The sequence below is a fragment of the Aeromonas sp. R10-2 genome, assembly GCF_040908445.1.
In the GTDB taxonomy this organism is placed as follows: domain Bacteria; phylum Pseudomonadota; class Gammaproteobacteria; order Enterobacterales; family Aeromonadaceae; genus Aeromonas; species Aeromonas veronii.
Genome location: NZ_JBFODS010000033.1, coordinates 30,983 through 56,839, shown reverse-complemented (window position 1 = coordinate 56,839; position 25,857 = coordinate 30,983). Strand labels below are relative to the sequence as shown.

At 60.1% G+C, this 25,857-nt stretch carries 23 protein-coding genes; 10 read left to right on the top strand and 13 right to left on the bottom strand.

Translation table 11 applies throughout. The features are described from left to right. Positions 1-33: 33 nt before the first annotated feature. The 7 genes from AB5Y97_RS07500 to AB5Y97_RS07470 form a co-directional block, all read right to left on the bottom strand. Positions 34-876, bottom strand: a complete 843-nt coding sequence (locus AB5Y97_RS07500; RefSeq protein WP_031227712.1) for an ABC transporter permease subunit — start codon at positions 874-876, stop codon at positions 34-36. Beyond that, positions 876-1,781, bottom strand: a complete 906-nt coding sequence (locus tag AB5Y97_RS07495) for an ABC transporter permease subunit (RefSeq protein ID WP_005340703.1) — start codon at positions 1,779-1,781, stop codon at positions 876-878. The genes AB5Y97_RS07500 and AB5Y97_RS07495 overlap by 1 nt, the downstream gene beginning before the upstream one ends. Next, positions 1,778-2,932 carry a polyamine ABC transporter ATP-binding protein gene (gene potA / locus AB5Y97_RS07490; protein WP_005340704.1) on the bottom strand — a complete coding sequence of 385 codons (1,155 nt, stop codon included), beginning with the start codon at positions 2,930-2,932 and terminating at the stop codon, positions 1,778-1,780. The genes AB5Y97_RS07495 and potA overlap by 4 nt, the downstream gene beginning before the upstream one ends. A gap of 78 nt (positions 2,933-3,010) precedes the next feature. Beyond that, complete coding sequence (locus AB5Y97_RS07485) at positions 3,011-4,096, bottom strand: polyamine ABC transporter substrate-binding protein (protein WP_101530366.1); 1,086 nt, start codon at positions 4,094-4,096, stop codon at positions 3,011-3,013. Between the two features lie 119 nt (positions 4,097-4,215). Then, complete coding sequence (locus AB5Y97_RS07480) at positions 4,216-5,313, bottom strand: extracellular solute-binding protein (protein ID WP_005340709.1); 1,098 nt, start codon at positions 5,311-5,313, stop codon at positions 4,216-4,218. Positions 5,314-5,366: 53 nt separating this feature from the next. Then, the gene (locus AB5Y97_RS07475; RefSeq protein WP_201947695.1) at positions 5,367-6,728 is read right to left on the bottom strand and encodes an aspartate aminotransferase family protein; all 1,362 of its coding nucleotides are present in this window, start codon (positions 6,726-6,728) and stop codon (positions 5,367-5,369) included. 276 nt (positions 6,729-7,004) lie between these two features. Beyond that, the gene (locus AB5Y97_RS07470; protein WP_013723370.1) at positions 7,005-8,336 is read right to left on the bottom strand and encodes a glutamine synthetase family protein; all 1,332 of its coding nucleotides are present in this window, start codon (positions 8,334-8,336) and stop codon (positions 7,005-7,007) included. Between the two features lie 480 nt (positions 8,337-8,816). On the opposite strand from AB5Y97_RS07470, the gene AB5Y97_RS07465 reads away from it, so the two are divergent. The 9 genes from AB5Y97_RS07465 (at position 8,817) to malZ (ending at position 17,092) form a co-directional block, all read left to right on the top strand. After that, on the top strand, positions 8,817-9,203 hold the full coding sequence (locus AB5Y97_RS07465) for a TraR/DksA C4-type zinc finger protein (protein WP_005356952.1): 387 nt from the start codon (positions 8,817-8,819) through the stop codon (positions 9,201-9,203). 147 nt (positions 9,204-9,350) lie between these two features. Further along, complete coding sequence (locus tag AB5Y97_RS07460; protein WP_201947694.1) at positions 9,351-10,208, top strand: hypothetical protein; 858 nt, start codon at positions 9,351-9,353, stop codon at positions 10,206-10,208. A gap of 62 nt (positions 10,209-10,270) precedes the next feature. Then, positions 10,271-10,717, top strand: coding sequence for an Mpo1-like protein (locus tag AB5Y97_RS07455; RefSeq protein ID WP_110304277.1), 447 nt, complete (start codon positions 10,271-10,273; stop codon positions 10,715-10,717). Positions 10,718-10,743: 26 nt separating this feature from the next. Further along, on the top strand, positions 10,744-11,238 hold the full coding sequence (locus AB5Y97_RS07450; RefSeq protein WP_005355485.1) for a CreA family protein: 495 nt from the start codon (positions 10,744-10,746) through the stop codon (positions 11,236-11,238). A 74-nt stretch (positions 11,239-11,312) separates the two neighbouring features. Further along, the gene (locus tag AB5Y97_RS07445; protein WP_005340720.1) at positions 11,313-12,302 is read left to right on the top strand and encodes a 2-hydroxyacid dehydrogenase; all 990 of its coding nucleotides are present in this window, start codon (positions 11,313-11,315) and stop codon (positions 12,300-12,302) included. Positions 12,303-12,394: 92 nt separating this feature from the next. Continuing rightward, on the top strand, positions 12,395-13,756 hold the full coding sequence (gene yegD, locus AB5Y97_RS07440; protein WP_201909297.1) for a molecular chaperone: 1,362 nt from the start codon (positions 12,395-12,397) through the stop codon (positions 13,754-13,756). A gap of 165 nt (positions 13,757-13,921) precedes the next feature. Then, positions 13,922-14,338, top strand: a complete 417-nt coding sequence (locus AB5Y97_RS07435) for an META domain-containing protein (protein WP_064339147.1) — start codon at positions 13,922-13,924, stop codon at positions 14,336-14,338. Positions 14,339-14,408: 70 nt separating this feature from the next. After that, complete coding sequence (locus AB5Y97_RS07430; RefSeq protein ID WP_064341032.1) at positions 14,409-15,257, top strand: HDOD domain-containing protein; 849 nt, start codon at positions 14,409-14,411, stop codon at positions 15,255-15,257. 5 nt (positions 15,258-15,262) lie between these two features. Beyond that, positions 15,263-17,092 carry a maltodextrin glucosidase gene (malZ, locus tag AB5Y97_RS07425; protein WP_005356962.1) on the top strand — a complete coding sequence of 610 codons (1,830 nt, stop codon included), beginning with the start codon at positions 15,263-15,265 and terminating at the stop codon, positions 17,090-17,092. Between the two features lie 99 nt (positions 17,093-17,191). On the opposite strand, the gene AB5Y97_RS07420 is transcribed toward malZ, so the two are convergent. Further along, positions 17,192-17,725: an ATP--cob(I)alamin adenosyltransferase gene (locus AB5Y97_RS07420; RefSeq protein ID WP_335843739.1), complete on the bottom strand. Its 534-nt coding sequence runs from the start codon at positions 17,723-17,725 to the stop codon at positions 17,192-17,194. Between the two features lie 89 nt (positions 17,726-17,814). After that, the gene (locus AB5Y97_RS07415; protein ID WP_335843738.1) at positions 17,815-18,957 is read right to left on the bottom strand and encodes a DUF5610 domain-containing protein; all 1,143 of its coding nucleotides are present in this window, start codon (positions 18,955-18,957) and stop codon (positions 17,815-17,817) included. Positions 18,958-19,126: 169 nt separating this feature from the next. Between AB5Y97_RS07415 and trmA the strand changes: the two genes are divergently transcribed. Beyond that, positions 19,127-20,260 carry a tRNA (uridine(54)-C5)-methyltransferase TrmA gene (gene trmA, locus AB5Y97_RS07410; protein WP_368157465.1) on the top strand — a complete coding sequence of 378 codons (1,134 nt, stop codon included), beginning with the start codon at positions 19,127-19,129 and terminating at the stop codon, positions 20,258-20,260. Positions 20,261-20,327: 67 nt separating this feature from the next. Here the strand turns inward: trmA and AB5Y97_RS07405 are convergent, their stop codons facing one another. The 4 genes from AB5Y97_RS07405 to mglB are packed head-to-tail and all read right to left on the bottom strand — an operon-like array spanning position 20,328 to position 25,700. Continuing rightward, complete coding sequence (locus AB5Y97_RS07405) at positions 20,328-22,061, bottom strand: methyl-accepting chemotaxis protein (protein WP_335843736.1); 1,734 nt, start codon at positions 22,059-22,061, stop codon at positions 20,328-20,330. 51 nt (positions 22,062-22,112) lie between these two features. Beyond that, positions 22,113-23,123 (bottom strand): galactose/methyl galactoside ABC transporter permease MglC, encoded by a 1,011-nt coding sequence (gene mglC, locus AB5Y97_RS07400; protein WP_005342585.1) that lies wholly within the window; start codon positions 23,121-23,123, stop codon positions 22,113-22,115. A gap of 16 nt (positions 23,124-23,139) precedes the next feature. Continuing rightward, positions 23,140-24,660, bottom strand: a complete 1,521-nt coding sequence (mglA, locus tag AB5Y97_RS07395; RefSeq protein ID WP_041234376.1) for a galactose/methyl galactoside ABC transporter ATP-binding protein MglA — start codon at positions 24,658-24,660, stop codon at positions 23,140-23,142. Positions 24,661-24,713: 53 nt separating this feature from the next. Then, on the bottom strand, positions 24,714-25,700 hold the full coding sequence (gene mglB / locus AB5Y97_RS07390) for a galactose/glucose ABC transporter substrate-binding protein MglB (RefSeq protein ID WP_101530431.1): 987 nt from the start codon (positions 25,698-25,700) through the stop codon (positions 24,714-24,716). Positions 25,701-25,857: the final 157 nt, after the last annotated feature.

The window sequence follows — 25,857 nt, the reverse complement described above, 5'->3', positions numbered from 1 at the left end:
GGTTGACGAGAGTAGGCGGATCTTATCATGGCGTCAGACGACGGCCTGCATCTGGGTGGTCATGGCGATCTCGGCACGACGGCGCTTCTCCGCCCTGGCCATCAGATACCAGCTGCCGAAGGTAAAGAGCGATACCGACAACAGGATCAGGCTGGCCACCGCGTTGATCTCGGGTTTCACCCCTAGCCGCACCGCCGAGAAGACCTCCATCGGCAGGGTGGTGGAGCCCGGGCCGGAGACGAAGCTCGCCAGCACCAGATCATCCAGCGACAGGGCGAACGACATCATACCGCCTGCCGCCAGCGAGGGGGCGATCATCGGGATGGTGATCAGGAAGAACACCTTCCACGGCTTGGCACCGAGATCCATTGCCGCCTCCTCAATGGAGAGATCCAGCTCCCGCAAGCGCGCCGATACCACGATCGCCACGTAGGCGGTACAGAAGGTAGTGTGTGCGATCCAGATGGTCAGCATTCCCCGCTCGGCGGGCCAGCCCACCAGCTGGGCCATCGCCACGAACAGCAGCAACAACGACAGGCCGGTGATCACCTCGGGCATCACCAGCGGCGCCGTCACCATGCCGCCGAACAGGGTGCGACCACGGAAGTGGGGAATTCGGGTCAGCACGAAGGCTGCCACCGTCCCCAGCGCCACCGCGGCGATCGCGGTGTAGAAGGCGATCTCCAGCGAGCGGAACACAGACCCGATCAGCTGCTTGTTATCGAGCAGGCCGAAGTACCACTTGAGCGACCAACCGCCCCACACCGTCACCAGCTTGGAGGCGTTGAAGGAGTAGATCACCATGATGATCATGGGCAGGTAGATAAACAGCAGCCCCAGCCAGAGCATCAGTTTGGCAAAACCGAAACGTCTCATCATGCCTTGCCCTCCAGCTCTTTGGCCTGGTTACGGTTGAAGAGGATGATCGGAATAATCAGCACCGCCAGCATCACCACCGCCAGCGCAGAGGCAACCGGCCAGTCGCGATTGTTGAAGAACTCCTGCCACAGCACCTTGCCGATCATCAGGGTCTCCGGGCCGCCCAGCATTTCCGGAATAACGAACTCCCCCACCACCGGAATGAACACCAGCATGCAGCCGGCGATGATGCCGTTCTTGGAGAGCGGTACCGTGATCTGCCAGAACCGGGTCAGGTTGCGGGCCCCCAGATCGGAAGCAGCCTCCAGCAGGCTCTGATCGTGTTTGACCAGATTGGCGTAGAGCGGCAGCACCATGAAGGGCAGGTAGGAGTAAACGATGCCGATATAGACCGCCAGGTTGGTGTTGAGGATCTGCAGCGGTTCGTCGATCACCCCGATCCCCAGCAAGACGCTGTTGAGCAGGCCGTTGTTGCTGAGGATCCCCATCCACGCGTAGACCCGGATCAGAATGGCGGTCCAGGTCGGCATCATGATCAGCAGCAGCAGAACGGTTTGGGTCTCCTTGTTGGCACGGGCGATGGAGTAGGCCATCGGATAGCCAATCAGCAGGCAGAGCAAAGTGCTGACGAAGGCCATCTTGAGGGAGCCCAGATAGGCCGCGATATAGAGCTCATCCTCCTGTAGCAGCAGGTAGTTGCCCATATTGAGCAGGATGGTGAGCTGATTGTCGGCCCAGCTCACCACGTCGGTGTAGGGCGGGATCGCCACATCCGCTTCCGCAAAACTGATCTTCACCACGATGACGAAGGGCAGCAGGAAGAAGAGGAACAGCCAGAAGAAGGGGATGCCGATCACCAGTCGGCGCCCCCCGACCCGCTTCAGTCGTTGCAAGAACTTCATGATTGCAGCACCACGCCGCTGTCATCTTCCCAGTAGAGGAACACCTGGTCATCCCAGGTTGGCCGCTTGCCGTGGCGTTCGGCATTGGCGATGAAAGCCTGAACGATTTTGCCCGAGGGCAGCTGGATGTGATAAACCGAGTGACCGCCCAGATAAGCGATGTCATAGACCTCACCCTTGGTCCAGTTGAAGTCCGGGTGCTCGATCTCCTCCGGCTTTTGCAGACTCATCAGCAGTTTTTCCGGCCGCAGGGCGTAGGTCACCTTCTTGTTTTCGGCGCGGGAGCTGATGCCGTGGCCCACATAGATGGGTTGCTCCAGATCGGCGCAGGCGATGGTGGCGTGGTCCTGTTCATCCTCCACCAGCAGGCCGTCAAACAGGTTGACGTTGCCGATGAACTCGCACACCAGCCGACTGGCCGGAGTCTCGTAGATATCCATCGGGCTGCCGATCTGCTCGATGCAGCCGAGGTGCATGATGGCGATCCGCTCCGCCATGGTCATGGCCTCTTCCTGATCGTGGGTCACCATGACGCAGGTAACCCCGACCCGCTCGATGATCTCTACCAGCTCCAGCTGCATCTTGGAACGCAGCTTCTTGTCGAGCGCCCCCATGGGTTCATCCAGCAGCAGCAACTTGGGACGCTTGGCCAGGGAACGAGCCAACGCCACCCGCTGACGCTGGCCACCGGAGAGCTGATGCGGTTTGCGGCGGGCATACTGGGTCATCTGCACCAGCTTGAGCATCTCCTCCACGCGGGCATCGATCTCGGCCTTGGGCAGGCCATCCTGCTTGAGGCCAAAGGCAATGTTCTGGGCCACCGTCATATGGGGGAACAGGGCGTAGGACTGGAACATCATGTTGATGGGGCGTTCATAGGGAGGCATGTCGGTGATATCGACCCCGTCGAGGAACAGCCGCCCCTCGGTCGGGCGCTCGAAACCCGCCAGCATCCGCAGCAGGGTCGATTTGCCGGAACCGGACCCGCCGAGCAGGGCGAAAATCTCCCCCTTGTGAATATTGAGAGATACGTTATCGACCGCCAGCGTTTCGTCGAACTGCTTGCTTACCCGATCAATTTTCACCAGCACTTCTTTGCGCTGCTGACTGCCCTCGAGGGCTTTCTTGTAGGCACTGGAGGCTATCGCCATTACCAAACTCCCCAACGTGATACCGGCCTTGCGGCCGATCCATAAAAGCGATTTGGCGCCCCCGAACGGGCACCAAGGTTAGGTACCGGACTTGATCTTGGTCCAACTCCGGGTGATTAGACGCTGTACCGAGCGGGGATGTGCTTCCTGCACATAGAGTCGCTCCAGCACGGCCTGAGGGGGATATACCTCCTCATTGTTGCGCACCGCCTCATCCATAAACTCGCCCGCCCTTGAGTTGGGATTCGCGTAGCCCACATAGTCGCTGACCTTGGCGATCACTTCGGGCTGCAGGACGTAGTTGATGAGGGCGTGCGCCTCTTTGACATTGGTGGCATCGGACGGGATCGCCATCATGTCGAACCAGAGATTGCCCCCCTCTTTCGGAATGCTGTAGGCAATTTTCACCCCCTTGCCAGCTTCATCGGCGCGGGCAGCGGCTTGCAGGATGTCGCCGGAAAAACCGGCCGCCACGCAGATGTCGCCATTGGCGAGATCGCCGATGTATTTGGAGGAGTGGAAGTAGGCCACATAGGGCCGCACCTTGAGCAGCAGCGCCTCGGCCTGCTTGATATCCCCCGTCGCATGACTGTTGGGATCGAGTCCGAGGTAGTTCAGAGCAGCAGGGATCATCTCGTCGGCAGAGTCGAGGAAGGCGACGCCGCAGCGAGAGAGTTTCGCCATGTTTTCCGGTTCGAAGATGGTGGCCCAGGAGTCAATCTTGTCGACCCCCAGCACCGCCTTGATTTTGTCGACGTTGTAGCCGATGCCGTTGGTCCCCCACAGATAGGGCACCGCGTACTGATGACCCGGATCCACCTTGTCGAGCTGCTTGAGCAGCACGGGATCCAGGTTGGCCAGATTGGGCAGCAGGGATTTATCCAGTTTCTGGAAGGCTCCCGCCTTGATCTGCTTGGCCAGGAAATTATTGGAGGGCACCACCAGATCGTAACCGGTCCGCCCCGTCAGCAACTTGCCTTCCAGGGTCTCGTTGGAGTCAAACACGTCATAGACGGTCTTGATCCCGGTCGCCTGCTGGAAATCGCTGAGGGTGGTCTCGCCGATATAGTCAGACCAGTTGTAGAAGTGCAGCACAGGGGAAGCCTGGGCCACATTCGCCAATCCCATGGTCAGCGCTATGGTTAGCAATCTGGTTGTATTCACGGTGTCAGTTCTCCTGTTTCAGTGGTTGACCGTCTGCGCATCCATTCGCGCGGCCCATCCTGATGGATGGCATCACTACCCTCCCGGCCGAACTGCGGACCGGGAGGGGCATTCGTTACTTACTTGCCGGACTTGATCTTGGTCCAGCTGCGGGTCATCAGACGCTGCACCTTGGCCGGCAGATCCGGGAAGGTGTAGATCTTCTGCAGGGTCGCCGCATCGGGGTAGATACCCGGATCGGTGCGGATCGCCTCATCCACCAGCGGGGTCGCCGCCTTGTTGCCGTTCGGGAACTGCACCACGTTGGTGATGTTGGCGATCACCTCGGGCTTCATCAGGTAGTTGATGAAGGTGTGGGCCGCCTCGACGTTCTTGGCATCCGCCGGAATGGCGATCATGTCAAAGAAGCTGCCTGCCCCCTCTTTCGGAATGGTGTAGGTGAGCGCGACGCCATTCTTGGCCTCGGCTGCCCGCGCCTTGGACTGCTGCAAGTCACCGGAGTAACCGACCGCGACGCAGAGGTTGCCGTTGGCCAGATCCGAGATGTACTTGGAGGAGTGGAAATAGGCGGTATAGGGACGGATGGAGAGGAACAGCTCCTCAGCCTTCTTCAGCTCGGCCGGTTTCTGGCTATCCGGTTTGAAGCCCAGATATTGCAGGGCAGCCGGCAGCATTTCGGTCGGTGAATCGAGGAAGGAGACGCCACACTCTTTCAACTTGGCCATGTTCTCCGGCTTGAACACCAGATCCCAGGAGTTGACCGGGGCATCGGCCCCCAGCACGGCTTTCACTTTCTCGGCGTTGTAGGCATAGCCGATGGTGCCCCACAGATAGGGGATGGAGTACTGGTTGCCCGGATCGCTCGGCTCGAGCGCCTTGAGCAGGTCGACATCCATGTTTTGCCAATTGGAGAGCTTGGACTTGTCCAGTTTCTGGAACACGCCCGCCTTGATCTGCTTGGCCAGGAAGGGGTTGGATGGCACCACGATGTCGTAGCCCGAACTACCCGCCAGCAACTTGGCTTCCAGTACCTCGTTACTGTCGAACACGTCATAGACCACCTTGATCCCCGTCTCCTTCTGGAAGTTATCCAGGGTATCCGGCGCTATGTAGTCGCTCCAGTTGTAGACGTGCAGCACCTTCTCTTCAGCCATTGCTCCGGCACTTGCCATGACCAGAGCCACAGAGGCAGCGATCACTCCTGTTTTGAAAGACATCATCCTTGTCTCCTAAGCAAATTGTATGCGCATGCCAACCTGCCCGACCCACCTCAACCCTTCAGCTTTGCGGCTGTCAGATCCAGACTGCGCCTGGCCAGATCGACCAATTCATCAACCTGTTCCTCGGTGATGACCAAGGGGGGCGATATGATCATGGTATCGCCTACCGCCCTCATCACCAAGCCATTGTTAAAGCAGAACTCCCGGCAAGTCATCCCCGCATTTGCCTCGGCCGGGAAACGCCGGTTGGTCTGCTTGTCCTCAACGATTTCCAGCGCGGCGACCAATCCTTTGCCACGGGTTTCTCCCACCAGCGAATGATCGGCCAGCTCCGCCCAGCGGCGCTGCAAATAGGGGCCGATAGTATCATGCACTCGCTTAACTATGCTCTCTTTCTGCATAAGCTGGATGTTGGCCACCGCCACGGCGCAAGAGACCGGATGGCCCGAGTAGGTGAAGCCGTGGTTGAACTCGCCCCCCTCCTCCAGCAGCCCCTTGGCAACCCGGTCACTGACCATCACTGCGCCGAGCGGCAGATAACCGGAGGTGATCCCCTTGGCCAGACACATCAGGTCCGGCTTGATGCCAAACCCTTCGCTTGCAAACCAGTGGCCGGTACGGCCAAAGCCGCAGATCACCTCGTCGGCGATCAGTAGGATGCCGTAGTGATCGCAGATACGCTGGATCTCCGGCCAGTAGCTGTCAGGCGGAATGATGACGCCGCCCGCCCCCTGGATCGGCTCGCCGATAAAGGCAGCCACCTTGTCCACCCCCAGCTCCAGAATCTTCTGCTCCAGCTGACGGGCCCGCTCCAGCCCGAACTCGTGGGCACTCATCCCCTGCCCCTCACCGAAGTGGTAGGGCTGATCGATGTGCACTATGCCGGGAATGGGCAGTCCGCCCTGGGCATGCATCCCCTTCATGCCACCCAGACTCGCCCCCGCCACGGTGGAGCCGTGATAGGCGTTATGGCGACTGATGATCACCTGTTTATCAGGCTGCCCCTTGCTGGCCCAGTAGTGGCGCACCATCCGCAGCACGGTGTCGTTGCACTCGGAGCCGGAGCCGGTGAAGAAGACGTGGTTGAGATGGGCTGGCGTCACCTCGGCCAGCAGGGTCGCCAGCTCGATCACCGGCGGGTGAGCGGTCTGGAAGAACAGGTTGTAGTAGGGCAACTGCTGCATCTGGCGGGTAGCGGCATCTACCAGCTCCTGGCGGCCATAGCCCATATTGACGCACCACAGGCCCGCCATGCCGTCGAGAATGCGTTTGCCGTCGGAGTCTTCCAGATAGACGCCGCTGGCTTTGGTAATGATGCGCGAGCCCTTCTTGTTCAGGGCCTGAAAATCGGTAAAGGGGTGCAGGTGGTGGCTGGCATCCAGTTGTTGCCACTCACGGGTTGTCTGCTGCATTTGTTGCTCCTCGGTTCCTTCGATTTAGCAATATTCAGTCGTCAAATAGTCAGGTGCGTTGGCACGTTCGCAGCCACAGTCACTCACGGCGTGTCTGCTGCATTCGTTACTCCCCTGCGCCTTCGATTTGGCAAGATTCAGTCGTTAATCAGTCCAGGTGGCTGCGCTCTTTCGGCCACAACCACTCACAGGTGGCTGCCGCCACCTGACTCGCGTTCCGGTCTCTTCGATACAGGGATCGGGGAGGCCGACTCCGGCCTCCCCGTTACAGGGGGATCAGACGTTCAGCAGCAGGAACTCCCGCTCCCAGCGACTGATCACCCCGAAGTAGGTCTCGTACTCTTTGCGTTTGACCGCGACGAAGGCGCGGGTGAAGCGCTCCCCCAGCATCTCCTTGATGGGCTCGCACTGTTCGAGATGGCTGAGCGCCTCTTCCAGCGAGCGGGGCAGGCTGTAGGGCAGGTCATAGGCGCTCGACTTCATCTCCGGCAGCGGTTCCAGCTTCTCCATCATGCCGAGATAGCCACAAGCCAGAGTGGCGGCCAGTGCCAGATAGGGGTTGGCATCGGCACCGGCGAAGCGGTTCTCCACCCGCCGCGCGCTCGGGTCGGAGAAGGGCACCCGCAGGCCGCAGGTACGGTTCTCAACCCCCCACTGGACGTTGCGCGGCGCGCTCTCGCCAAAGGTGAGGCGGCGGTAGGAGTTGACGTTGGGGGCCAGCAGGGCGGTCACCGCCGGGGTGTATTTCTGCAGACCGGCGATAAAGTGCATGAACTGTTCGCTATTGCCGCCATTCGGAGTGCCGAACAGGTTGTGGCCGTTCACATCTTCCAGACTCTGGTGGATGTGCATGGCCGACCCCGGTTCGTCACTCATCGGCTTGGCCATGAAGGTGGCATAGATGCCGTGGCGGTGAGCGGCCTCACGCATGGTGCGCTTGAACAGGAACACCTGATCCGCCAGATCGATGGCATCCCCGTGCAGGAAGTTGATCTCCATCTGGGCGGCGCCCGACTCGTGGATCAGGGTGTCCACCTCCAGCTCCTGCGCCTCGCAGTAGTCATACATGTCTTCAAAGATGGGGTCGAACTCGTTGACCGCATCGATACTGAACGATTGGCGGGCGGTCTCAGGGCGGCCGTTGCGACCCACCGGCGGCACCAGCGGATAATCGGGGTCTTCGTTGCGGGTGACCAGATAGAATTCCAGCTCGGGCGCCACCACCGGCTTCCAGCCCTGCTTCTCGTAAAATGACAGAACCCGACGCAGCACGGAGCGCGGCGCGATGTCGATCAGCTTGCCGTTGACGTCGAAACAGTCGTGGATCACCTGTGCAGTGGGCTCCAGCGCCCAGGGGACAAAACGGATGGTGTTGGGGTCGGGATAGAGCTGCATGTCCCGCTCCAGCGGGTCGATCATGCTGTCGTCATCCGGATATTCGCCGGTCACCGTCTGGGTGAAAATCACCTCGGGCAGACGCATGCCCCCTTCACGCAAAAACTTGTTGGCTGGGATGATCTTGCCCCGGGCGTTGCCGGTGAAATCCGGGAACAGGCACTCCACCTCCGTGATGCGATTGCTCTCCATCCAGCCTTTGATACTGTCCATGTTAAACCCCGACTTTACGGTTGCCATTGGCAAGGGTGTCTAATATATGGAACACCCTTGTTATAAAATTGTAATCAACATCACCATAAAAGCCCGCCATCAAGGGCAATGTCAAGCGGGCGTGTTTAAAAAACTATAAATAACGGCGTATATAATGACCAAAGCGGCACCAAATACTAAACACTCAAATCCGTACGAAGCCCACCCTTCTCATCGTTGCAAAGGCGATGCCAACAGAGGGTGAAGCAGGCGCCAGATCCCGACCAATCCCCCGCAGGAACGGACCATTTTTTTGCAAGGGCGCACAATCCTTATCCTATTTGCTTTGCTTGGCTGCATTTTTTTGGTACAAGGCCCGCCCTGATTTGCACTCTCTTGCATGAAACAGGTGCAAATCGGGATACAAGGGCTTGGTCTGTAGGCAGACAGCCCCCATAAACAGGGATAATTGGGTTAGTAAACTGACTGGTAGTTAATCGTATGTGTGATTTCATGACTGAAGACCAACTGGCCTTTTACAAGGGGCAGATCGAGCGACAGATCGTCGAGCTCGAAGAGCGCCTGAACTCCCAGGCCAGCCAGGCCATCGCCACCGACACCAACGAGATGGCTGATGAAATTGACCGTGCCAGTATCGAGGAAGCCCGCCGTCTGGAGCTGAACCGCATCGAGCACGACAAGCTGCACCTGCGCAAGCTGCGGGGCGCATTGAAGCGCATCAGCGAAGGGGATTTTGGTTACTGCGAATCTTGCGGTGACGAGATCTCCCTCAAGCGGCTGCATGCCCGTCCGGAATCCCGTTTCTGCGTCGAATGCCAGAGCACCAAGGAATTTAACGATACCCACGTGTTCCGTCGCGTCGCCTGATTCTTCGAAGAACCGTCACCATTCTGGTGCAACAGACGCCAGCAAGACAGGGCCCTACGCTCAAACCTTGCACAACGCCTCGCAGCAAGATGGTGACAAGTTCTGTTAGACTCCGGACACCTTCCGGAATCTACAGGAGAACAGAGAGTGAAATGGCTCATCAAGCTGTGTTTGTGCCTGCCACTGCTGGCACAAGCACAGGTTCTGACGGTCAAGGTCCCCAGCCGTCCCGTCAACAATCTTGACCAGGAGTACCAGTACAAGCTGCTGGAACTGGCCCTGACCCGCTCCGGGCAACCCTTTCGCATCCAGCCTGTCGAACTCGACCTCAACCAGTTCACCCTCCAGCAGCAGCTGAGCAAGGGCAAGACCATCAACGTCTTCTGGATGGGCACCTCCAGCGAGCTCGAATCCTCCCTGATTGCCGTCCCCATTCCGCTGTTTCGCGGGCTGGAAGGATTGCGGTTGTCGTTCATCCACGCGGACGCTCAGGAGAAGTTCAACCAGATCAATACCCTGGCCGACCTCAAACAGCTTAAGGCGGCGCAAGGGGTCGGTTGGGCCGATAACAAAATTCTGGACAATGCGGGCATCCCGACCTTCTCCGGCCGATACAGCAGTCTGTTTCGCCTTATCAACGACGGCGACAAGATCGACTTCTTCCCGCGCGCCCTGGTGGAGATCTTCGCCGAGCGCAGCGAGCTTGTGGCGCAGTATCCCAACCTCGCCATCGAGCAGCATCTGCTGATCCGTTACCCCTTCGCCCAGTTCTTCTTCGTCAGCCCCGAATACCCCAAGCTGGCCAAGGCGATTCAGACCGGGCTGGAGCGGGCCTATGCCGATGGCAGCTTTATGAAGTTCTTCAATGACAACCCCAAGATCCGCGAAGCGCTCGCCAGCGCCAACCTCGATCAGCGGGTCACCATCGCCCTGCCCAATCCGGATATGACCCCGTTGCTAAAATCCATTCCGGCCCAATATTGGGAGTATCCACCGCAGGGATAAGCATCCCGAGCGCCTGACCACGAAGGTCAGGCAGCGAGAACACAGTGCGCCAGGGAGGTGCCATGAAGGGAATCCAGGAGTGGTTTGCGCAGTACGGCCAGAGCCATCGCCATCCGACAAACGTCGCCATCCACAAACTGGCGGTGCCGGGCATCTATCTCTGCTCGCTGGCGCTGCTCTGGTGTCTGCCACACGGGCCCTTGCCAGAGCCCCTCAACTGGGCGGCAGTGGCAGCCATTCCGGTGCTGCTGTTCTATCTGCAGCTGTCGTTTTCGCTGTTCGCGGGGATGGCGGTGCTGACCGCGCTCGGGCTGGCCTTCTGCCACCAATGGCAGGGGCCGCTGTTGTGGCCCTCGGTGGCGGCGTTCGTGCTGCTCTGGATAGCCCAGTTTGTCGGCCACAAGATCGAGGGCAAGCGCCCCTCCTTCCTCGCCGACCTGCAATTTCTGCTGATAGGCCCCGCCTGGGTGCTTGCCAGCCTCTATCGTCGCCTGGGCATTCCCTATTGAGGAGTGCCGGGCCAACAGGAGAGACCATGACACATAACCACACGCGACATAATGCCCTGCGCCGCGCCCTGCCCCTGCTGCTGGGGGCCTTGTTTGCCGGCCCGGCGCTGGCCGACAAGGCCGACCCGGTCGGTGAAGTGAGCACCGCCTTCAAGCTGTTTGGCCCCAACCACAAGATCCTGGTGGAGGCGTTCGACGACCCACGCATCGACGGCGTCGCTTGCTATCTGGCGCGCCCCAAGACAGGTGGAGTCAAAGGCGGGCTGGGACTGGCGGAAGATCCCTCCCACGCCTCCCTGTCGTGCCACCAGATCGGCCCCATCACCCTGCCCGAAAAGCTGAAGGCGGGGGAAGAGGTGTTCGATGTCAGCACCTCGCTGGTGTTCAAGGAGCAGAAAGTGGTGCGTTTTTACGACAAGAAACGCAATGCACTGGTTTACCTGACCTACAGCACCAAACTGGTGGATGGTTCGTACAAGAGTGCAGTCAGCGCCGTTCCCATCATGCCGTGGGGACAATAACCAGCCGGTTTGTCCGGTGATAGCTGACCCATTTTGTTGTAATTTGACGACACACACGCTGCGGAGCACATACCATGAAAGTCGCCGTATTCAGTACCAAGAGCTATGACAAAGAGCATTTCAACCAGGCCAACAGCCAGTACGGCTTCGATCTGGAGTTTTTCGATGTGCGGCTGGAGGCCAAAACGGCCCGACTGGCTCACGGCTTCCCGGTGGTGTGTCTGTTCGTCAATGACGATGCCGACCGCGAGGTATTGACCGAACTGGCTGCCAACGGCACCCAGGTGATTGCCCTGCGCTGCGCCGGTTACAACAACGTGGATCTGGCCGCCGCCAAAGAGCTGGGGCTGAAAGTGGTGCGGGTGCCCGCCTACTCCCCCGAGGCGACCGCCGAGCATGCTGTCGGCATGATGATGTGCCTCAACCGCCGCATCCATAAGGCTTATCAGCGCACCCGCGACGCCAACTTCTCGCTGGAAGGGCTGGTCGGCTTCAACATGCATGGCAAGACCGTTGGCGTCATCGGCACCGGCAAGATCGGTCTGGCCGCCCTGCGCATCCTCAAGGGCTTCGGGGTTCGCCTGCTGGTCAACGATCCTTACCAGAATCCGGCAGCCATCGAGCTGGGTGCCGAGTACGTTGATCTCGATACCCTGTTCCGCCAATCCGACATCATCAGCCTGCACTGCCCGCTGTTCAAAGAGAACTACCACCTGTTGAACAAGGAGGCATTTGCCAAGATGAAGGACGGGGTGATGATCATCAACACCAGCCGTGGCGGCCTGCTCGACTCCAACGCCGCCATCGAGGCACTCAAAACCTCCCGTATCGGTGCGCTGGGGCTGGACGTCTACGAAGAGGAAGAGGATCTCTTCTTCTCCGACAAGTCCAACGAGGTGATCACCGATGACGTGTTCCGCCGTCTGTCCGCCTGCCACAACGTGCTGTTCACCGGCCATCAGGCGTTCCTGACCCGCGAGGCGCTGCACGCCATCGCAGATACCACCCTCGGTAATATCCGCGCCATCGAGAGCCAGGGCCGCTGCGACAACGAAGTGGAATAAGGGCTAGCCCTCTCTTCGTCACGCGCCGGGTTGTGAGACCCGGCGCCTTCGGGTAGGCTAGCCCCCCTTTTTTATTCAGGAGTCTGGCGCCCATGTTTATCGGATTTGATTACGGCACCTCCAACTGTGCCGTGGCCGTGATGGAACAAGGTAGCCCCAGGCTGCTGAATCTTGGCGCATCCCGCTATCTCCCCTCCACCCTGCATGCCCCCCACCGGGATGCTATCGCCGGTCTGCTGGCCGAAGGGCTGGCCCCCGCCCAGCAGGCGGAGTACCTCAAGCTGCGTGGCCCCGTGGTCACCCGCGCCCAGATGGTTCGCCGCCAGATGCGCGAAGAGGGACTGATCGACGAGCTGAGCTTTGGCGGTGCCGCGCTGGAGCGCTATCTGGAAGAGCCGGACGACGGCTACTACATCAAATCGCCGAAATCCTTCCTCGGCGCTTATGGCCTCAAGGCCCCCCAGATCGCCCTGTTTGAAGACATCGTCTGCGCCATGATGCTCCACGTCCACCAGCAGGCGGAGCAGCAGCTCGGCGCCCCGATCCGCCAGGCGGTGATCGGCCGACCGGTCAACTTCCAGGGGCTGGCGGGGGAAGAGAGCAACCAGCAAGCTATCGCCATCCTGACCGAGGCGGCCCGTCTGGCCGGTTTCGAAAAGGTGGAGTTCCTCTATGAACCGGTGGCCGCCGGGTTTGAATTCGAGGCGCGCCTCACCGAAGACGCCGTGGTGCTGGTGGTGGATATCGGTGGCGGTACCACCGACTGCTCCATGCTGCGGATGGGCCCCAGCTACCGCGATCAGCTGGATCGCAGCGGCGATCTGCTCGGCCACAGCGGCCAGCGGATCGGCGGCAACGACTTCGATATCCGCCTGACGGTGGAAGGGATGATGCCGCTGCTCGGCATGCACGAGACCCTCAAGACCGGCAAGCCGCTGCCCCACCCGCTGTTCTGGGATGCGGCCGCCATCAACGACGTCAGCGCCCAGAGCCGCTTCTACAGCCTCGACACCGCCCGCCAGCTGCAGGATCTGCAGCTCGACAGCCAGCCTGGCAGCAAGCTGGGGCGTCTGGCCAGCCTGCGGGCCCACAAGCTGAGCCACCAGCTGGTGTGGCGTGCCGAGCAGGGCAAGATCGCCCTCTCGGAGCAGGAACTCAATCGCCAGTCGCTGGCCGAGCTGGAAAAAGGGTTGGAAGCGGAGCTGACCCGCGAACAGCTGGCCAACGCCTCGGCCCTGCTGCTGGAGAAGATTGGCGAGCTGATGGACGAAGCGATTGCCGCTGCCGGTGTGCAGCCGGATCGCATCTTCGTCACTGGCGGTAGCGCCCGCTCGCCGCTGATCGCCAGCTTTATCCGCCAGAAGCTCCCCTCCATCCCGCTTGAGGGTGGCGATGACTTTGGCTCGGTGGCTGCCGGTCTTGCCCGTTATGCCGAGCGGCTGTTCGCCAACTGAGCCCTGAGATAGCGTAAATCGATGGCAACATCACCCGTGTGTTGCCATTAAGCGACAGTCGTGCGGGACAAGGGGCGACAGAAGCGGTCGGTCGTCCCCTCTCCCGCCCTGCTCCCGACAGCCCAAAAAGGGTATTCTTGACGCTCCCCCAACCGGAGCCCCCTCATGCCCAGATTGCCCTTTTTGCTGATCCCCCTGTTACTGCTCGCTGGCTGCAGCTCGACCGCCTTTGTTCAGCAAGATCTGCAACACCACCACTGGGTACTGAGCAAACTGGATGGCCAACCGATTGAGGCCCCCCGCGACAATCCCCCCGATTTCGAGATCGGCGAGCACTTCACTGTCAACGGCATCGCCGGTTGCAACCGCTACTTCGGTCAGGGCCATCTGGAAGATGACAAACTGTGGGTCACCAGTCTGGGCAGCACCGAAATGGCCTGCATGCCACCGCTCGACACTATCGAACAGGCTGTACTGACCACCCTTACCGAGGGGGCGACCTTGAGCGGCACCAGTCAGAACCTGATCCTGCAGGGCAAACAGCACCGTTTGGAATACACCTTGCGCGACTGGGTGTTCTAGCGCTCACAAAGCCGCATCACAAACAGGAACATGTTGTCCGGCTGTGGCACAATATGAGGCAGAGTTCGCAATGGAGGCTGCCTCAGCCATGTCGATGGATCGCCTGTTTGACAAGATCAAACAACTCCCCACTATTCCCAAGCTGCTGCACGAGTTGATGCAGAGCTTCAACGACGAGAATGCCCGCATCGACGAGATTGCGGCCAAGATCGCCATGGATCAGGTGATCAGCGTCAAAGTGCTGCGGATGGCCAACTCGGCCGCCCTGCGCCGGGGCAACGAAGTGACTTCTATTGAACAGGCGGTGATCCGGCTCGGCTTCAACCGGCTGCGCTCCGTGGTGGTCGCCTCCGGCATCATCGGCACCTTCAAGGCCCCGCCCAGCTTCGACAAGAACAAGTTCTGGACCGAGACCTTCCAGGTCGCCACCATAGCCAAAACCCTGGCCCAAGAGGCCAAGGTGATGGATCCCGAGACCGCCTTCACCTGCGCTCTGATCCACAACATCGGCGAACTGCTTATCCAGAGCACCTTGCCGGAAGAGGCCGAGCTCATCAACATGGCGATCCAGAACGGCAGCAGCCGGGTCGAGGCCCAGCGGGAGATGCTGGGCTACGACTATGCCCAGCTCGGCGCCGAGCTGGCGCGACGCTGGAACCTCTCCGAGGCCTTCGTCGATGCCATCTCCCAACAGCTTGACCCGCTCTCCCACGATCCGGTCAGCAAGGAGGCGGTGCTGATCCGCCTCGCCGTGTTTATCTCCTTCGCCTGGAACGCGGGCGTGCCTGCCCAGGCCATTATCGCCCGCTTCCCCAAACCGCTCGCCGACCAGTTGGGACTGGATCCCAAGTCGCTGGCAGGCCAGCTCGAAACACTGCATGAACAGGGTAATGCCCTCGCCGATCTTCTGACTCAATAAGCATCATGACCCATCCGTTTCTGTTTCATCCCCAGGTGGCGCCCTGGTTCAAAGAGAGCGCCGACGCACTGCAATTGACCCTTTTTAGCGAGCTGGATGCGCCGATCCGCGAGGTGTGGCTGCGCCACGAGCCGGATAACGAGGAGTACCTGATCCCGATGACGGCGGTCTCCACCCGCGATCGGCTGCAGGTGTGGCAGGCGACCCTGCCGCTCATCAAGGGACAGGATATCCACCTCTACAGCTTCAAGTGCCTCACCGACGAGGAGCAGTGGTGGCTGCACGGGGCGGGCGTCAGCGCGTCCATGCCGCCACGGGAACAGCATTTTCGCTTCAACAGCCTGCACCAGCCACCGGCCTGGGTGCAGGATCAGGTGTTCTACCAGATCTTCCCCGACCGTTTCTGCAACGGCGACCCGTCGCTGAGCGTCAAGCATCACGAGTACGAATATCGCGGCAAAGCGGTGATCAGCAAGGCGTGGGGCGAGCCGGTCAGCCGCCACGAAGAGGGTCACGGCGCCTGCGAGTTTTACGGTGGCGATCTGGCGGGGATCGATGCCAAGCTCCACTACCTGCAATCTCTCGGGGTGACGGCGCTCTACCTCAACCCCATCTTCGATTCCCCGAGCAACCACAAGTACGACACCCAGGACTACTTCAAGGTGGACGCCCACCTCGGCAGCAACGAGCAGTTCGCCGAGCTGACCCGCAACCTGCACCAGCGCGGCATGAAGATCATTCTCGATGCGGTGGTCAACCACACCTCCACTGAACACCCCTGGTTCTGCCCGCCACTGGGCGCCCAGAGCAACCCGGATTCGCCGTGGCGCAGCTTCTACACCTTTGATAAAGAAGGGGATTACGTCAGCTGGAAGGGCATTCGCAGCCTGCCCAAGCTCGACTTCTCCTGCGAGAAGGTGCAAGACGCCGTCTATCGGGCCGACGACGCCATCCTCCGTTACTGGATGCGCGCCCCCTACCAGATCGATGGCTGGCGCTTTGACGTCATCCACATGCTGGGTGAGCGCGGCACCGCCGAGGGCAACCGCAGCCATGTACGCGCCATTCGCGGGGCAGTGAAGCAGGAGAACCCGGACGCCTATGTGCTCGGCGAACACTTCTTCGAGGCGAGCCAGTGGCTGCAAGGGGATCAGGAGGATGGCGCCATGAACTACTATGGCTTCGCCCACCCGATCCGCGCCTTCCTGGCGGGGCAGGATATCGCCTACCACCCCATCAAGATCAGCGCCGAAGAGCTGGATCGCTGGCTCAAACTGGCGCGGGCCCACATCCCGTTCAAGAACCAGCTGGCCCAGTTCAACCTGCTGGACAGCCACGACACCGCCCGTTTCCTCCATCTGCTGGGTGAAGACAAGCAGCGGATGCAGCTGGCCGCCACCCTGCTGCTCACCTATATCGGTGTGCCCTCCATCTACTATGGCGATGAAGTGGGGCTCTCCGGCGGCAACGACCCGGACTGCCGCCGCTGCTTCCCGTGGGATACCACAGACTGGGATCACGTGCTGCACGACCACTATCGCCGGCTGATCCAGATCCGCCGCCAGCGCCCCTCCCTGCGCCGTGGCGATATCCAGACCCTCTATGCCGGCCCCCACAGCTATGTGTTTGCCCGTACCCTGCAAAGCGATCAGGTGGTAGTGGCCTGCAACCGCCATCCGAGCGAGCCGCGCACCATCAGCCTGCCCCTGTGGCAGACCGCCAGCCCTGCCAGCCGCTTCACTGACGCCTTCAATGGCGAGAAGTTCGAGGTGGTGCAGGGCGAGGTGCAGCTCACCATCCCTGCCAACTCGGCCCGGGTGCTGATCTCCAGCTGAGCGGGCAACTGACGCGCTGAAAAACAAAACCGGAGCCCAAGGCTCCGGTTTTTTATTCCGTTCAATCCACCATGACGTCTGGCCGCTAACCAGCCGCCATCAGTAATTGATGCTGACGTAGGGCACTTCCGGCACCTGCCAGCGCAGCTTGAGGTAGACGGTGAGCACGAAGAAGAAGTTGGCCAGCAGGTTAGCGAAGCGATAGAGAATGGGATCGAAGGCCACCCCGCTCTCTTCCAACCGGACCAGCAGCCGCACCACCTTCTTGCTGCCGCAGCGGCACAGATGGATGGTGGGAATGGGCAGTGGCCCCTGTGGCAGCACAAAACCGGTGACGCTGCCGCGACTCGCCTCGTTGTAGTGGTCGTAACGGGCCTTGAGCCACTCAAGATCTGCATCGAAGATCCCCAGCTTGCCGCGCACCGAGCCGTTGAGGTTGTAGATAAGCCGCTGCAACGCCGCGAGATCCGCCATCATGGGCTCGGTATCGGCATCCGGCGCAAGGTGTGACAGCACGGCCCCAACCTGACAACAGAGCTCGTCGGTGGCGATTTCAAAATCACATTTGAGCGAGGTTTCGAAGATAAAGGGGTAGCAGAGCTCGCGCTTGTCTCTTGGCTTCTTGGGGTTCATGGGGCAACCGGATTGGAGAAAAGGCCAGTTTGCCAGCCCCGGGAAGGGCTGGCAAACGGCAGGTCATTACTTGCGTTACGCGCTGTGGCTCAGGCGTTCTTACTGGCGGGCTCGGTGGAGGGCTGGAACTGGTTGATCATCCGCAGCGCCTCCAGCATCCGCTGGTTGAAGCTGGTGAAGCGATCGACCTGTGCCGGTTCCCCTTCCCCTCTCGCGGCCAGCACGGCCGGGGTCAGCGCCTGTTGCTGGGATGCTGGCAGCAGGCTATCCGCCTGTTTCTGCACCTGATCCAGCTTGGGCAGATAGTCGGCAAACGGCTTGATCAGATCCTGCAGGGAGTGCGCCCCCTGATAGGTCTGGCTCAGCTTGACGCTCTGCTTGAGCTTGAGAGAGTAGGAGGCCAGCTGGCTGTCATCCAGTTTCAGCTCGCCCGCCTTGTCCAGCAGATCCTCGAAGTTGCCGGAGAAGAAGTTCCCCGCCAGCTCATCGATTCCCTTGACCAGCTTGCCGATGGACTCCATCTCGTCGCTGCTGAGGTCCCCCTCCAGCGAGAAGCTGAAGCTCTGGCTCGACTTGAGGCTGAACTGGCTGCCGCTCTCGCTGGTCTGGGACTTGGTCTGCCAGCTGTCGTTGAAGCGCAGCACCACCTTGTCGCCATCCTTGGTCTGGATCTCCAGATACCCCTGCTGGCGGCTGGCCATCTCGGCCTGCCCCATGTCGGTCGGGGAAACCTTGCCGAAGAACTCCTTCTCGAACTCCTCGAGCCCTTTCTGGATCAGCTTGTAGCTCTGATCGATACCGGTTTTGATATCGTCGTTGTCAGTCGCCCACTTGCCGAGCTGCTTCTTCGCCTCGTCAAAGCCCTTGTCGACCCCCTTGCGGGCCTGCTCCATCATTCCGGTCAGGTCGTCGTCAGATTTGCCATCAGCCCGTGCGGCGCCAAGCCGCCCGGTCACAAACTGCAGCACGTTGTCAGCCACCGACTGGAAGTCGAACAGGGTCTCCGGGGTGATCTCCTCAGGTTCTTTCACCTTCGGCGCCTGATAGCCCTGGCCGTTGATCTCCAGCGAGAACTGCAACGCCTGCTGGATCAGCACCTGCGCCCACTTGGGCGGCTTGTGCAAGGAGACCGCCTCCTCGCTCTTGACCTGTTTCTGCTCCGCCTGTTGGGGCGATTTGGGAGAAACACCCACTCCCTTGGGTTGGGCTGCGCCCACGCCTTCGATTTGCATAATGTGTCCTCCCACCATGCCTGTAGATCAGCTATCGGCCTGACTGAACACTTCTTGACCACAAAATACTGGACAATCTGCGACTGGCTTTTAAAATCGGCCCCTTTGGGTGGCCTGTTGCCTTCCCCCGATTTCGACCCGGCCCGGCCGGTGTGCACATGAGGTATCTATGACCCAGTCCCAACAGCCTTTTGCGGATGCTCCGGCGCCAAGAACCCCGGCCGACTATCAGGCCCAGCTCGACGAAAAGCGCGGGCGCCTCACCGGGCTGTTTGCCAGCTTCAACCCTCCCGCGCTGGAGGTGCACAGCTCACCGGCGGAGTACTACCGGATGCGCGCCGAATTTCGCATCTGGCACGAAGGGGATGACCTCTTCCACTGCATGTATGCCCCGGCGACCAAAGAGATCATCAAGATAGACCACTTCCCCACCGCCAGCCGCCTCATCAACCAGTTGATGCCGCTGCTGCTGGAGGGGCTGCGCCCACACCCGGTGCTGCGCCGCAAGCTGTTCCAGATTGACTACCTCTCCACCCAGTCCGGCCAGATCATTGTCAGCCTGCTCTATCACCGCAAGCTGGAGGCCGAATGGCAACAAGCCGCCGAAGTGCTGCAGGCCGATCTGCGCGCCAAGGGGTTCGAGCTGCAATTGATTGGCCGCGCCCACAAGCAGAAGATCTGTCTGGGGGATGACTTCGTCATCGAACAGCTCAACGTGGCGGGTCGCCAGCTCACCTACAAACAGGTGGAGAACAGCTTCACCCAGCCCAACGCCGCCATCAACGAGCAGATGCTGGCCTGGGCGCTGGATGTGACCAAGGGGAGCGAAGGGGACCTGCTGGAGCTCTATTGCGGCAACGGCAACTTCTCCATCGCGCTGGCGCAGAACTTCCGCAAGGTGCTGGCCACCGAGATCGCCAAGCCGAGCGTCGACTCCGCCCAGTTCAACATCGCCGCCAACGGCGTCGACAACCTGATCATCCTTCGCATGTCGGCCGAAGAGTTCACCATGGCGATGCGTGGCGAGCGGGAGTTCAACCGCCTCAAGGGGGTCGATCTCAAGAGCTACCAGTGCAACACCATCTTCGTCGACCCGCCCCGCGCCGGTCTCGATGATGCCACCGTCAAGCTGGTGCAGGAGTACGACAACATCCTCTACATCTCCTGCAACCCCGAGACACTGCAGGCCAACATGGCCGTGCTGGGCGAAACCCACGAGATCGCCCGTTTCGCCCTGTTCGACCAGTTCCCCTGGACCCATCACATGGAAGCCGGGGTCTATCTGCGCCGCAAGGCCGGTTGATTCAGGCAGACGGGAAAACAACTACAGGGCCGGATGGCCCTGTTTTGTTATTGACTGAACACCGGCCTCACTCCAGCCGGAAGTGGCCCACGATCTCCCGCAGCCGGTCGTAGGTCTGTTGCATCGCCGCGGAGCTGGCGACCGTCGCTTCGCCATTGTGGGTCAGCTGGCGGATCACCTCGGCGATGGCGCTCATGTTGCGGTTGATCTCTTCGGCCACCGCGCTCTGCTGCTCCGCCGCCGTGGCGATATGGCTGATGAGATCGTTGATCTCCACTACTTCCCCTGCCATCAGATCCAGCGACTCGTTGACCCGGGTGGTGTTCTCGGCCGCCCCCTGACAGCTCTGCTTGGTGTTGCCCATGGCATCCACCACAGTTCGGGTGCCCCGCTGCAGACTGGCCAGCATGGTCTGGATCTCGGCAGTGCTCTGCTGGGTGCGGGCCGCGAGGGAACGCACTTCGTCTGCCACCACCGCAAAGCCACGACCCTGTTCACCGGCGCGGGCCGCCTCGATGGCGGCGTTGAGGGCCAGCAGGTTGGTCTGTTCGGCAATGCTGCCGATCACCCCCAGCACGGAGCCAATCTGCTGCACATCCTGCTGCATCGCCTCGATGGAGCGGGCAGTGGCTTCCACTTCGTCCACCAGCGCCATCACGCTGGCCATCGCCTGATCCACCACCTGACGGGACTGGCTCGCCAGCTGCTGACTCTGGCCGGTGAGCTGGGCGGTGCTGGCCGCACTCTCGGAGACGGAGACCGCGGTGCGGCTCATCTCGTTGATGGCAGTCACCACCTGCTCGGTCTCGCGTACATGTTCCGCCAGCAGGGACTGGGCGGCACCGGTCTGACTGGCCAGCCCCTCGATACCGCTGTTGAGCTGGCCGCTCGCCTGTCGCACCTCCCCCATCATCTCCTGCAACCGCTCGATAAAGCGGTTGATGCCGGCCGAGATCTGGCCAAGGTCATCCTTGCTGGTCACCGCCAGTCGGCGAGTGAGATCGCCGCTGCCGCGGGAGAGCTCCAGCACCAGATCCCGCAGCGAGAGGATGGGGCGATAGGCCACATTGAGCGCCAGCATCGCCAGCACCATCACCACGATCGCCACGCCGCACAGCGCCATGATGATCTGGCCGTTGAGAGCCCGGGTCATGGCCCGGATGTAGTCAAGGTCGATGTAGCCGGTCAGCGTCCAGCTGCTGCCACGAATATCCAGCTGGTTGGGACGCGCTTCGCTCTCCCCCTGCGGCTTGCTGTCATAGAGGCTGTTGCCCTGACTGTCGGCCAGCGTGAAGTAGCGGCCATCGCCACTCATCTTCTCAAGCAGGCTTTTGAACTCACTCATGTCGAGGTAGTAGAGATAGGCGGAATCGGCACCGCGCGGCACCAGAATGGTGATGACCGGCTTGCCATCCACCTGTTGCAGCGGGCTGACGGTGATCTGGTTGTTGGCGGCGGGGATCAGCTTGCGCAGGGCATCAACTTTGGCGTTGTCGTTGATGACCCCGCTCACGTCGAAGGCCATGTCGCCGATCACCTTGACGATGTTGTGAAAGCCGGTCTCTTGCAGGGTCTTCTTGACGTTGGTCACCCCGAAGTTGAGGTTGGCGGCCAACAGGATTTTCTGATTAATGTCGCTGGCCAGCTTCTCTTTGACCAGGGTGATCTGCTCGTTGATGTTGTGGGTGGCCTGAGTGCGAATATAGCCACTGATGAAGTGGTTGACGCTGAGCCCGGCAGTGCCGATGGTGACCAGAATGGCCAGTAGCAGCAAGAGGTAAATCTTGACCTTGAATGGCATGGGTTCCCTCCAGAAGAGAGGGCTGACAACGCCAACCCTCTCTGCCAATCGTTATTTCTTCTTGGCGTACTTCATGGAGTCCAGGGCCACCGCCAGAATGATGATACCGCCCTTGATGATGAACTGCCAGTAAGGGCTGACCCCGATATAGGTCAAACCATAGTTGATCAGGGTGAAGATAAGTACGCCGGTAATCACACCCGCGACCGTTCCCACCCCGCCGGCAAACGACACGCCGCCCACCACGCACGCCGCGATGGCATCCAGCTCGTACATGAAGCCGAGGTTGTTGGTGGCACTACCGATCCGGCCCGCTTCCAGCATGCCGCCGAAGGCGTAGAAGACCCCCGCCAGCGCATAGATCATCACCAGATTGACCGCCACGTTGACGCCGGAGACCTTGGCTGCCTCGGGGTTGCCACCGATGGCGAAGATGTTTTTGCCAAAGCGGGTCTTGTTCCACAGCACCCAGACAAAGACGCTGGCGATGGCCGCATAGAACGTGAGATAGGAGAGCTTGAATCCTCCTATCCGGATAAACCCTTGGGCGAAGCTGGAGAAGCGGGGGTCAAACCCGGCCACCGGCGAAGCCCCTACCGAGTCAAAGTAGAGGGAGTTGATACCGTACACGATGATCATGGTGCCCAGGGTGGTAATGAACGGGGTAACGTTCAGGTAGGCGACGATCAGACCGTTGACCAGACCAATCAGCGCCCCCACCACGCACACCAGCAGGATCACCGCAGGAATGGGCACCTCCCCCAGCGTCGGGAACACCTTGTTGACGTTGGTCAGCGCCTGCAACATGGTTGCCGCGATGAGTGCCGCCAGACCGACCTGACGACCGGCCGAGAGATCCGTCCCCTGGGTGATGATGATGCCCGCCACCCCCAGCGCGATGATGACCCGCACCGAGGACTGGGTCAGGATGTTGCTGAAGTTGGTGAGGCTCAGGAAGGAGGGCTCCTGGATCACGATGACCATGAGCAGCACCAGCAGCACCAGATAGATGGCGTTTTCCTTGAGCGCCTGCATCAGATTGAAATTTTTAGCCGACTCCATAAATGTCTTCCTGTCTCTAGAGGTACAGAGATGCCAGGCGCAGTATCTCGCTCTGGTCAGTTTCTTTGGTATTGACGATCCCGGCGACCCGGCCATTACTCATCACCATGATGCGGTCGGTAATCCCCAGCAGTTCCGGCATCTCTGACGAGATGATGATGATCCCTTTGTCCTTCTTCGCCAGCTCCAGGATGAGCTGGTAGATCTCGAACTTGGCCCCGACGTCGATACCGCGGGTGGGCTCGTCGAGCATCAGGATCTCCGGCTGGGTCAGCAGCCAGCGACCGATGATCACCTTCTGCTGGTTGCCCCCGGAGAGGGAACCGATCTGGGTCTGCTGGGTCGGCGTCTTGACCCGCATGGAGTCGATCACCCACTGGGTATCGCTCTTCATCTTGTTGTCGCTGAGCAGCCCCATGGAGCCCTTGTAGCTGTCCATGTTGGCGATCAGGGAGTTGAAGGCGATATCGAGCCGGGAGTAGATACCGGTGGAGCGGCGCTCTTCCGTCACCAGCGCAAAGCCGTTGCGGATCGCTTCGTGGGCGTTGTGGTTGGCCACCTCTTTGCCGTGCAGCTTGATGCTGCCCTGACTGCGATCACGAATACCGAACAGGGTCTCGACGATGTCGGTGCGCTTGGCCCCCACCAGTCCGGCGATGCCGAGGATCTCCCCCTTGTGCAGGTTGAAGGTCACATCCTGAATAGAGGGCTGGTTCTTCGCCGTCAGGTGTTCGATCTCGAGGATCACCTCTTTCGGCTGGTTGGTCTTTTCCGGGAAGCGCTGGGTCAGTTCACGGCCGACCATCATGCCGATGATCTGATCCATGGTCATGCCCTTGAGCGGCTGGGTTGCCACCCACTGGCCATCCCGCAATATAGTGATCTCGTCACAGAGCTGGAAGATCTCTTCCATCTTGTGAGAGATGTAGACGATGCCGCACCCCTTCTCCTTCAACTTGTTGATGATCTTGAAGAGGTGGTTCACCTCTTTCTCGGTCAGCGAGGAGGTGGGTTCGTCCATGATGACGATCTTGGCGTCGTAGGAGAACGCCTTGGCGATCTCGATCATCTGCATCTGGGAGACCGACAGGGTCGCGACCTTCACCTTGGGGTCGATGTCGATATCCAGCTCATCGAATATGCGCTTGGTGTCGTCATACATCTTGCCGTGGTCGATAAACCACCCCTTGGTGGGGTAGCGGCCGAGCCACATGTTGTCCATCACGGTACGCTGCAGCACCAGGTTGAGCTCCTGATGCACCATGGAGACGCCATTTTCCAGCGCCTCTTTCGAGGAGGTGAAGTTGATCTCCTGCCCCTTGAAGAAGATCTTGCCCTGATCCTTCTCGTAAATGCCGAACAGGCACTTGAGCAGTGTGGATTTTCCCGCTCCGTTCTCGCCCATCAACGCATGCACAGAATGAGGACGGACCCGTAAATTGACATTATCGAGTGCCTTGACGCCGGGAAAGCTCTTACTGACGTCAATCATCTCCAACAGCCATTCTGATTGTTGCTGTGTTGTCATATCAGCCATCACATCTGGTTGAAAAAAGGGCAAGGGGATCTCCCTTGCCCTGGAGGAGGGAATTACTCGAATTGGGACAGGTTGTCTTTATCCACACCGACGTAGGCAACACGTACTACCTTGTCGACGATATTCCACTTGGTGCCTTCACCGGCCGGTTTGCCTTCAGCCAGATTCTTGGTCAGCTCGAAGGTGGCTTTGGCCTGGTTGGCCGCATCGTTCAGCACGGTACCCGCCATGGCACCGCTCTTGACCATGGCCAGCGCTTCCGGCAGCGCATCGACGCCGAATACCGGAATGGCAGTCTTGCCCTGGGCTTTCAGTGACTCGACTGCACCCATTGCCATGCCGTCGTTGTTGGCGATGACCACTTCGATCTTGTTGGCGTTGGGGCCTGAGATCCAGGCGTCCATCTTGTCTTTCGCCATGGCGGTATCCCACATACCGGTATCCATGTGCAGTTGTTCAGTCTTGACGCCGCCATCGTTCAGGGTCTTGACCACGTAGGAGGTGCGCGCTTCGGCATCCGGGTGGCCCGGCTCCCCTTTCAGCAGCACGAACTGGATCACGCCATCCTTGTTCAGATCCCACTCCGGATGGGCTTTCCAGTGTTTGGCAATCAGCTGACCCTGGATGATCCCTGACTCCTTGGAGTCGGTGCCCACGTAGTAGGCCTTGTCGTAGCTGGCCAGATCGGTAGCGCTCGGCTCCTTGTTGTAGAAGACCACCGGGATATCTTCGCCACGGGCTTTCTCGATCACCACCGGGGCCGCAGCCGGGTCAACCAGGTTGATGGCCAGCGCCTTCACCCCTTTGGCCAGCAGCACGTCGATCTGGTCGTTCTGCTTGGACTGGTCGTTCTGGGAGTCGTTCATCAGCAGCTCCACCCCCGGAGTGGCTGACGCCTCCTTCTCGATGGCCTTGCGCACGACCGCCATGAAGTTGTCGTCGTATTTGTAGACGGTTACCCCGATACGAGTGTCAGCCTGGGCATTGGCTCCAGCCATCATGCCCATCAGCAGGGCGGCAACTGTGGTCAGTTTTTTCATTATGTGTGCTCCGATGTGTCTATCTGTGTTGTAGGGTGGCGAGCAATTGAGCAAGCGCCAATCAATGTAATCAGTTTGTTGTCATTTCTTCTGTGATCATGACGACAAAATGAAAACGTTTACACTCTGTTACATTGAAACTTTATATTTATTTTTC

What these genes read in the sequence shown, in the direction of transcription:
- trmA (WP_368157465.1), top strand. Translation starts at nt 19,127, where the DNA reads ATGACCCAGTCCCAACAGCCTTTTGCGGATGCTCCGGCGCCAAGAACC.
- mglA (WP_041234376.1), bottom strand. Translation starts at nt 24,660, where the DNA reads ATGGCTGATATGACAACACAGCAACAATCAGAATGGCTGTTGGAGATG.
- malZ (WP_005356962.1), top strand. Translation starts at nt 15,263, where the DNA reads ATGACCCATCCGTTTCTGTTTCATCCCCAGGTGGCGCCCTGGTTCAAA.
- yegD (WP_201909297.1), top strand. Translation starts at nt 12,395, where the DNA reads ATGTTTATCGGATTTGATTACGGCACCTCCAACTGTGCCGTGGCCGTG.
- AB5Y97_RS07470 (WP_013723370.1), bottom strand. Translation starts at nt 8,336, where the DNA reads ATGGACAGTATCAAAGGCTGGATGGAGAGCAATCGCATCACGGAGGTG.
- mglC (WP_005342585.1), bottom strand. Translation starts at nt 23,123, where the DNA reads ATGGAGTCGGCTAAAAATTTCAATCTGATGCAGGCGCTCAAGGAAAAC.
- AB5Y97_RS07495 (WP_005340703.1), bottom strand. Translation starts at nt 1,781, where the DNA reads ATGAAGTTCTTGCAACGACTGAAGCGGGTCGGGGGGCGCCGACTGGTG.
- AB5Y97_RS07420 (WP_335843739.1), bottom strand. Translation starts at nt 17,725, where the DNA reads ATGAACCCCAAGAAGCCAAGAGACAAGCGCGAGCTCTGCTACCCCTTT.
- AB5Y97_RS07450 (WP_005355485.1), top strand. Translation starts at nt 10,744, where the DNA reads ATGACACATAACCACACGCGACATAATGCCCTGCGCCGCGCCCTGCCC.
- AB5Y97_RS07430 (WP_064341032.1), top strand. Translation starts at nt 14,409, where the DNA reads ATGGAGGCTGCCTCAGCCATGTCGATGGATCGCCTGTTTGACAAGATC.
- mglB (WP_101530431.1), bottom strand. Translation starts at nt 25,700, where the DNA reads ATGAAAAAACTGACCACAGTTGCCGCCCTGCTGATGGGCATGATGGCT.
- AB5Y97_RS07435 (WP_064339147.1), top strand. Translation starts at nt 13,922, where the DNA reads ATGCCCAGATTGCCCTTTTTGCTGATCCCCCTGTTACTGCTCGCTGGC.
- AB5Y97_RS07475 (WP_201947695.1), bottom strand. Translation starts at nt 6,728, where the DNA reads ATGCAGCAGACAACCCGTGAGTGGCAACAACTGGATGCCAGCCACCAC.
- potA (WP_005340704.1), bottom strand. Translation starts at nt 2,932, where the DNA reads ATGGCGATAGCCTCCAGTGCCTACAAGAAAGCCCTCGAGGGCAGTCAG.
- AB5Y97_RS07455 (WP_110304277.1), top strand. Translation starts at nt 10,271, where the DNA reads ATGAAGGGAATCCAGGAGTGGTTTGCGCAGTACGGCCAGAGCCATCGC.
- AB5Y97_RS07415 (WP_335843738.1), bottom strand. Translation starts at nt 18,957, where the DNA reads ATGCAAATCGAAGGCGTGGGCGCAGCCCAACCCAAGGGAGTGGGTGTT.
- AB5Y97_RS07465 (WP_005356952.1), top strand. Translation starts at nt 8,817, where the DNA reads ATGTGTGATTTCATGACTGAAGACCAACTGGCCTTTTACAAGGGGCAG.
- AB5Y97_RS07405 (WP_335843736.1), bottom strand. Translation starts at nt 22,061, where the DNA reads ATGCCATTCAAGGTCAAGATTTACCTCTTGCTGCTACTGGCCATTCTG.
- AB5Y97_RS07445 (WP_005340720.1), top strand. Translation starts at nt 11,313, where the DNA reads ATGAAAGTCGCCGTATTCAGTACCAAGAGCTATGACAAAGAGCATTTC.
- AB5Y97_RS07480 (WP_005340709.1), bottom strand. Translation starts at nt 5,313, where the DNA reads ATGTCTTTCAAAACAGGAGTGATCGCTGCCTCTGTGGCTCTGGTCATG.
- AB5Y97_RS07500 (WP_031227712.1), bottom strand. Translation starts at nt 876, where the DNA reads ATGAGACGTTTCGGTTTTGCCAAACTGATGCTCTGGCTGGGGCTGCTG.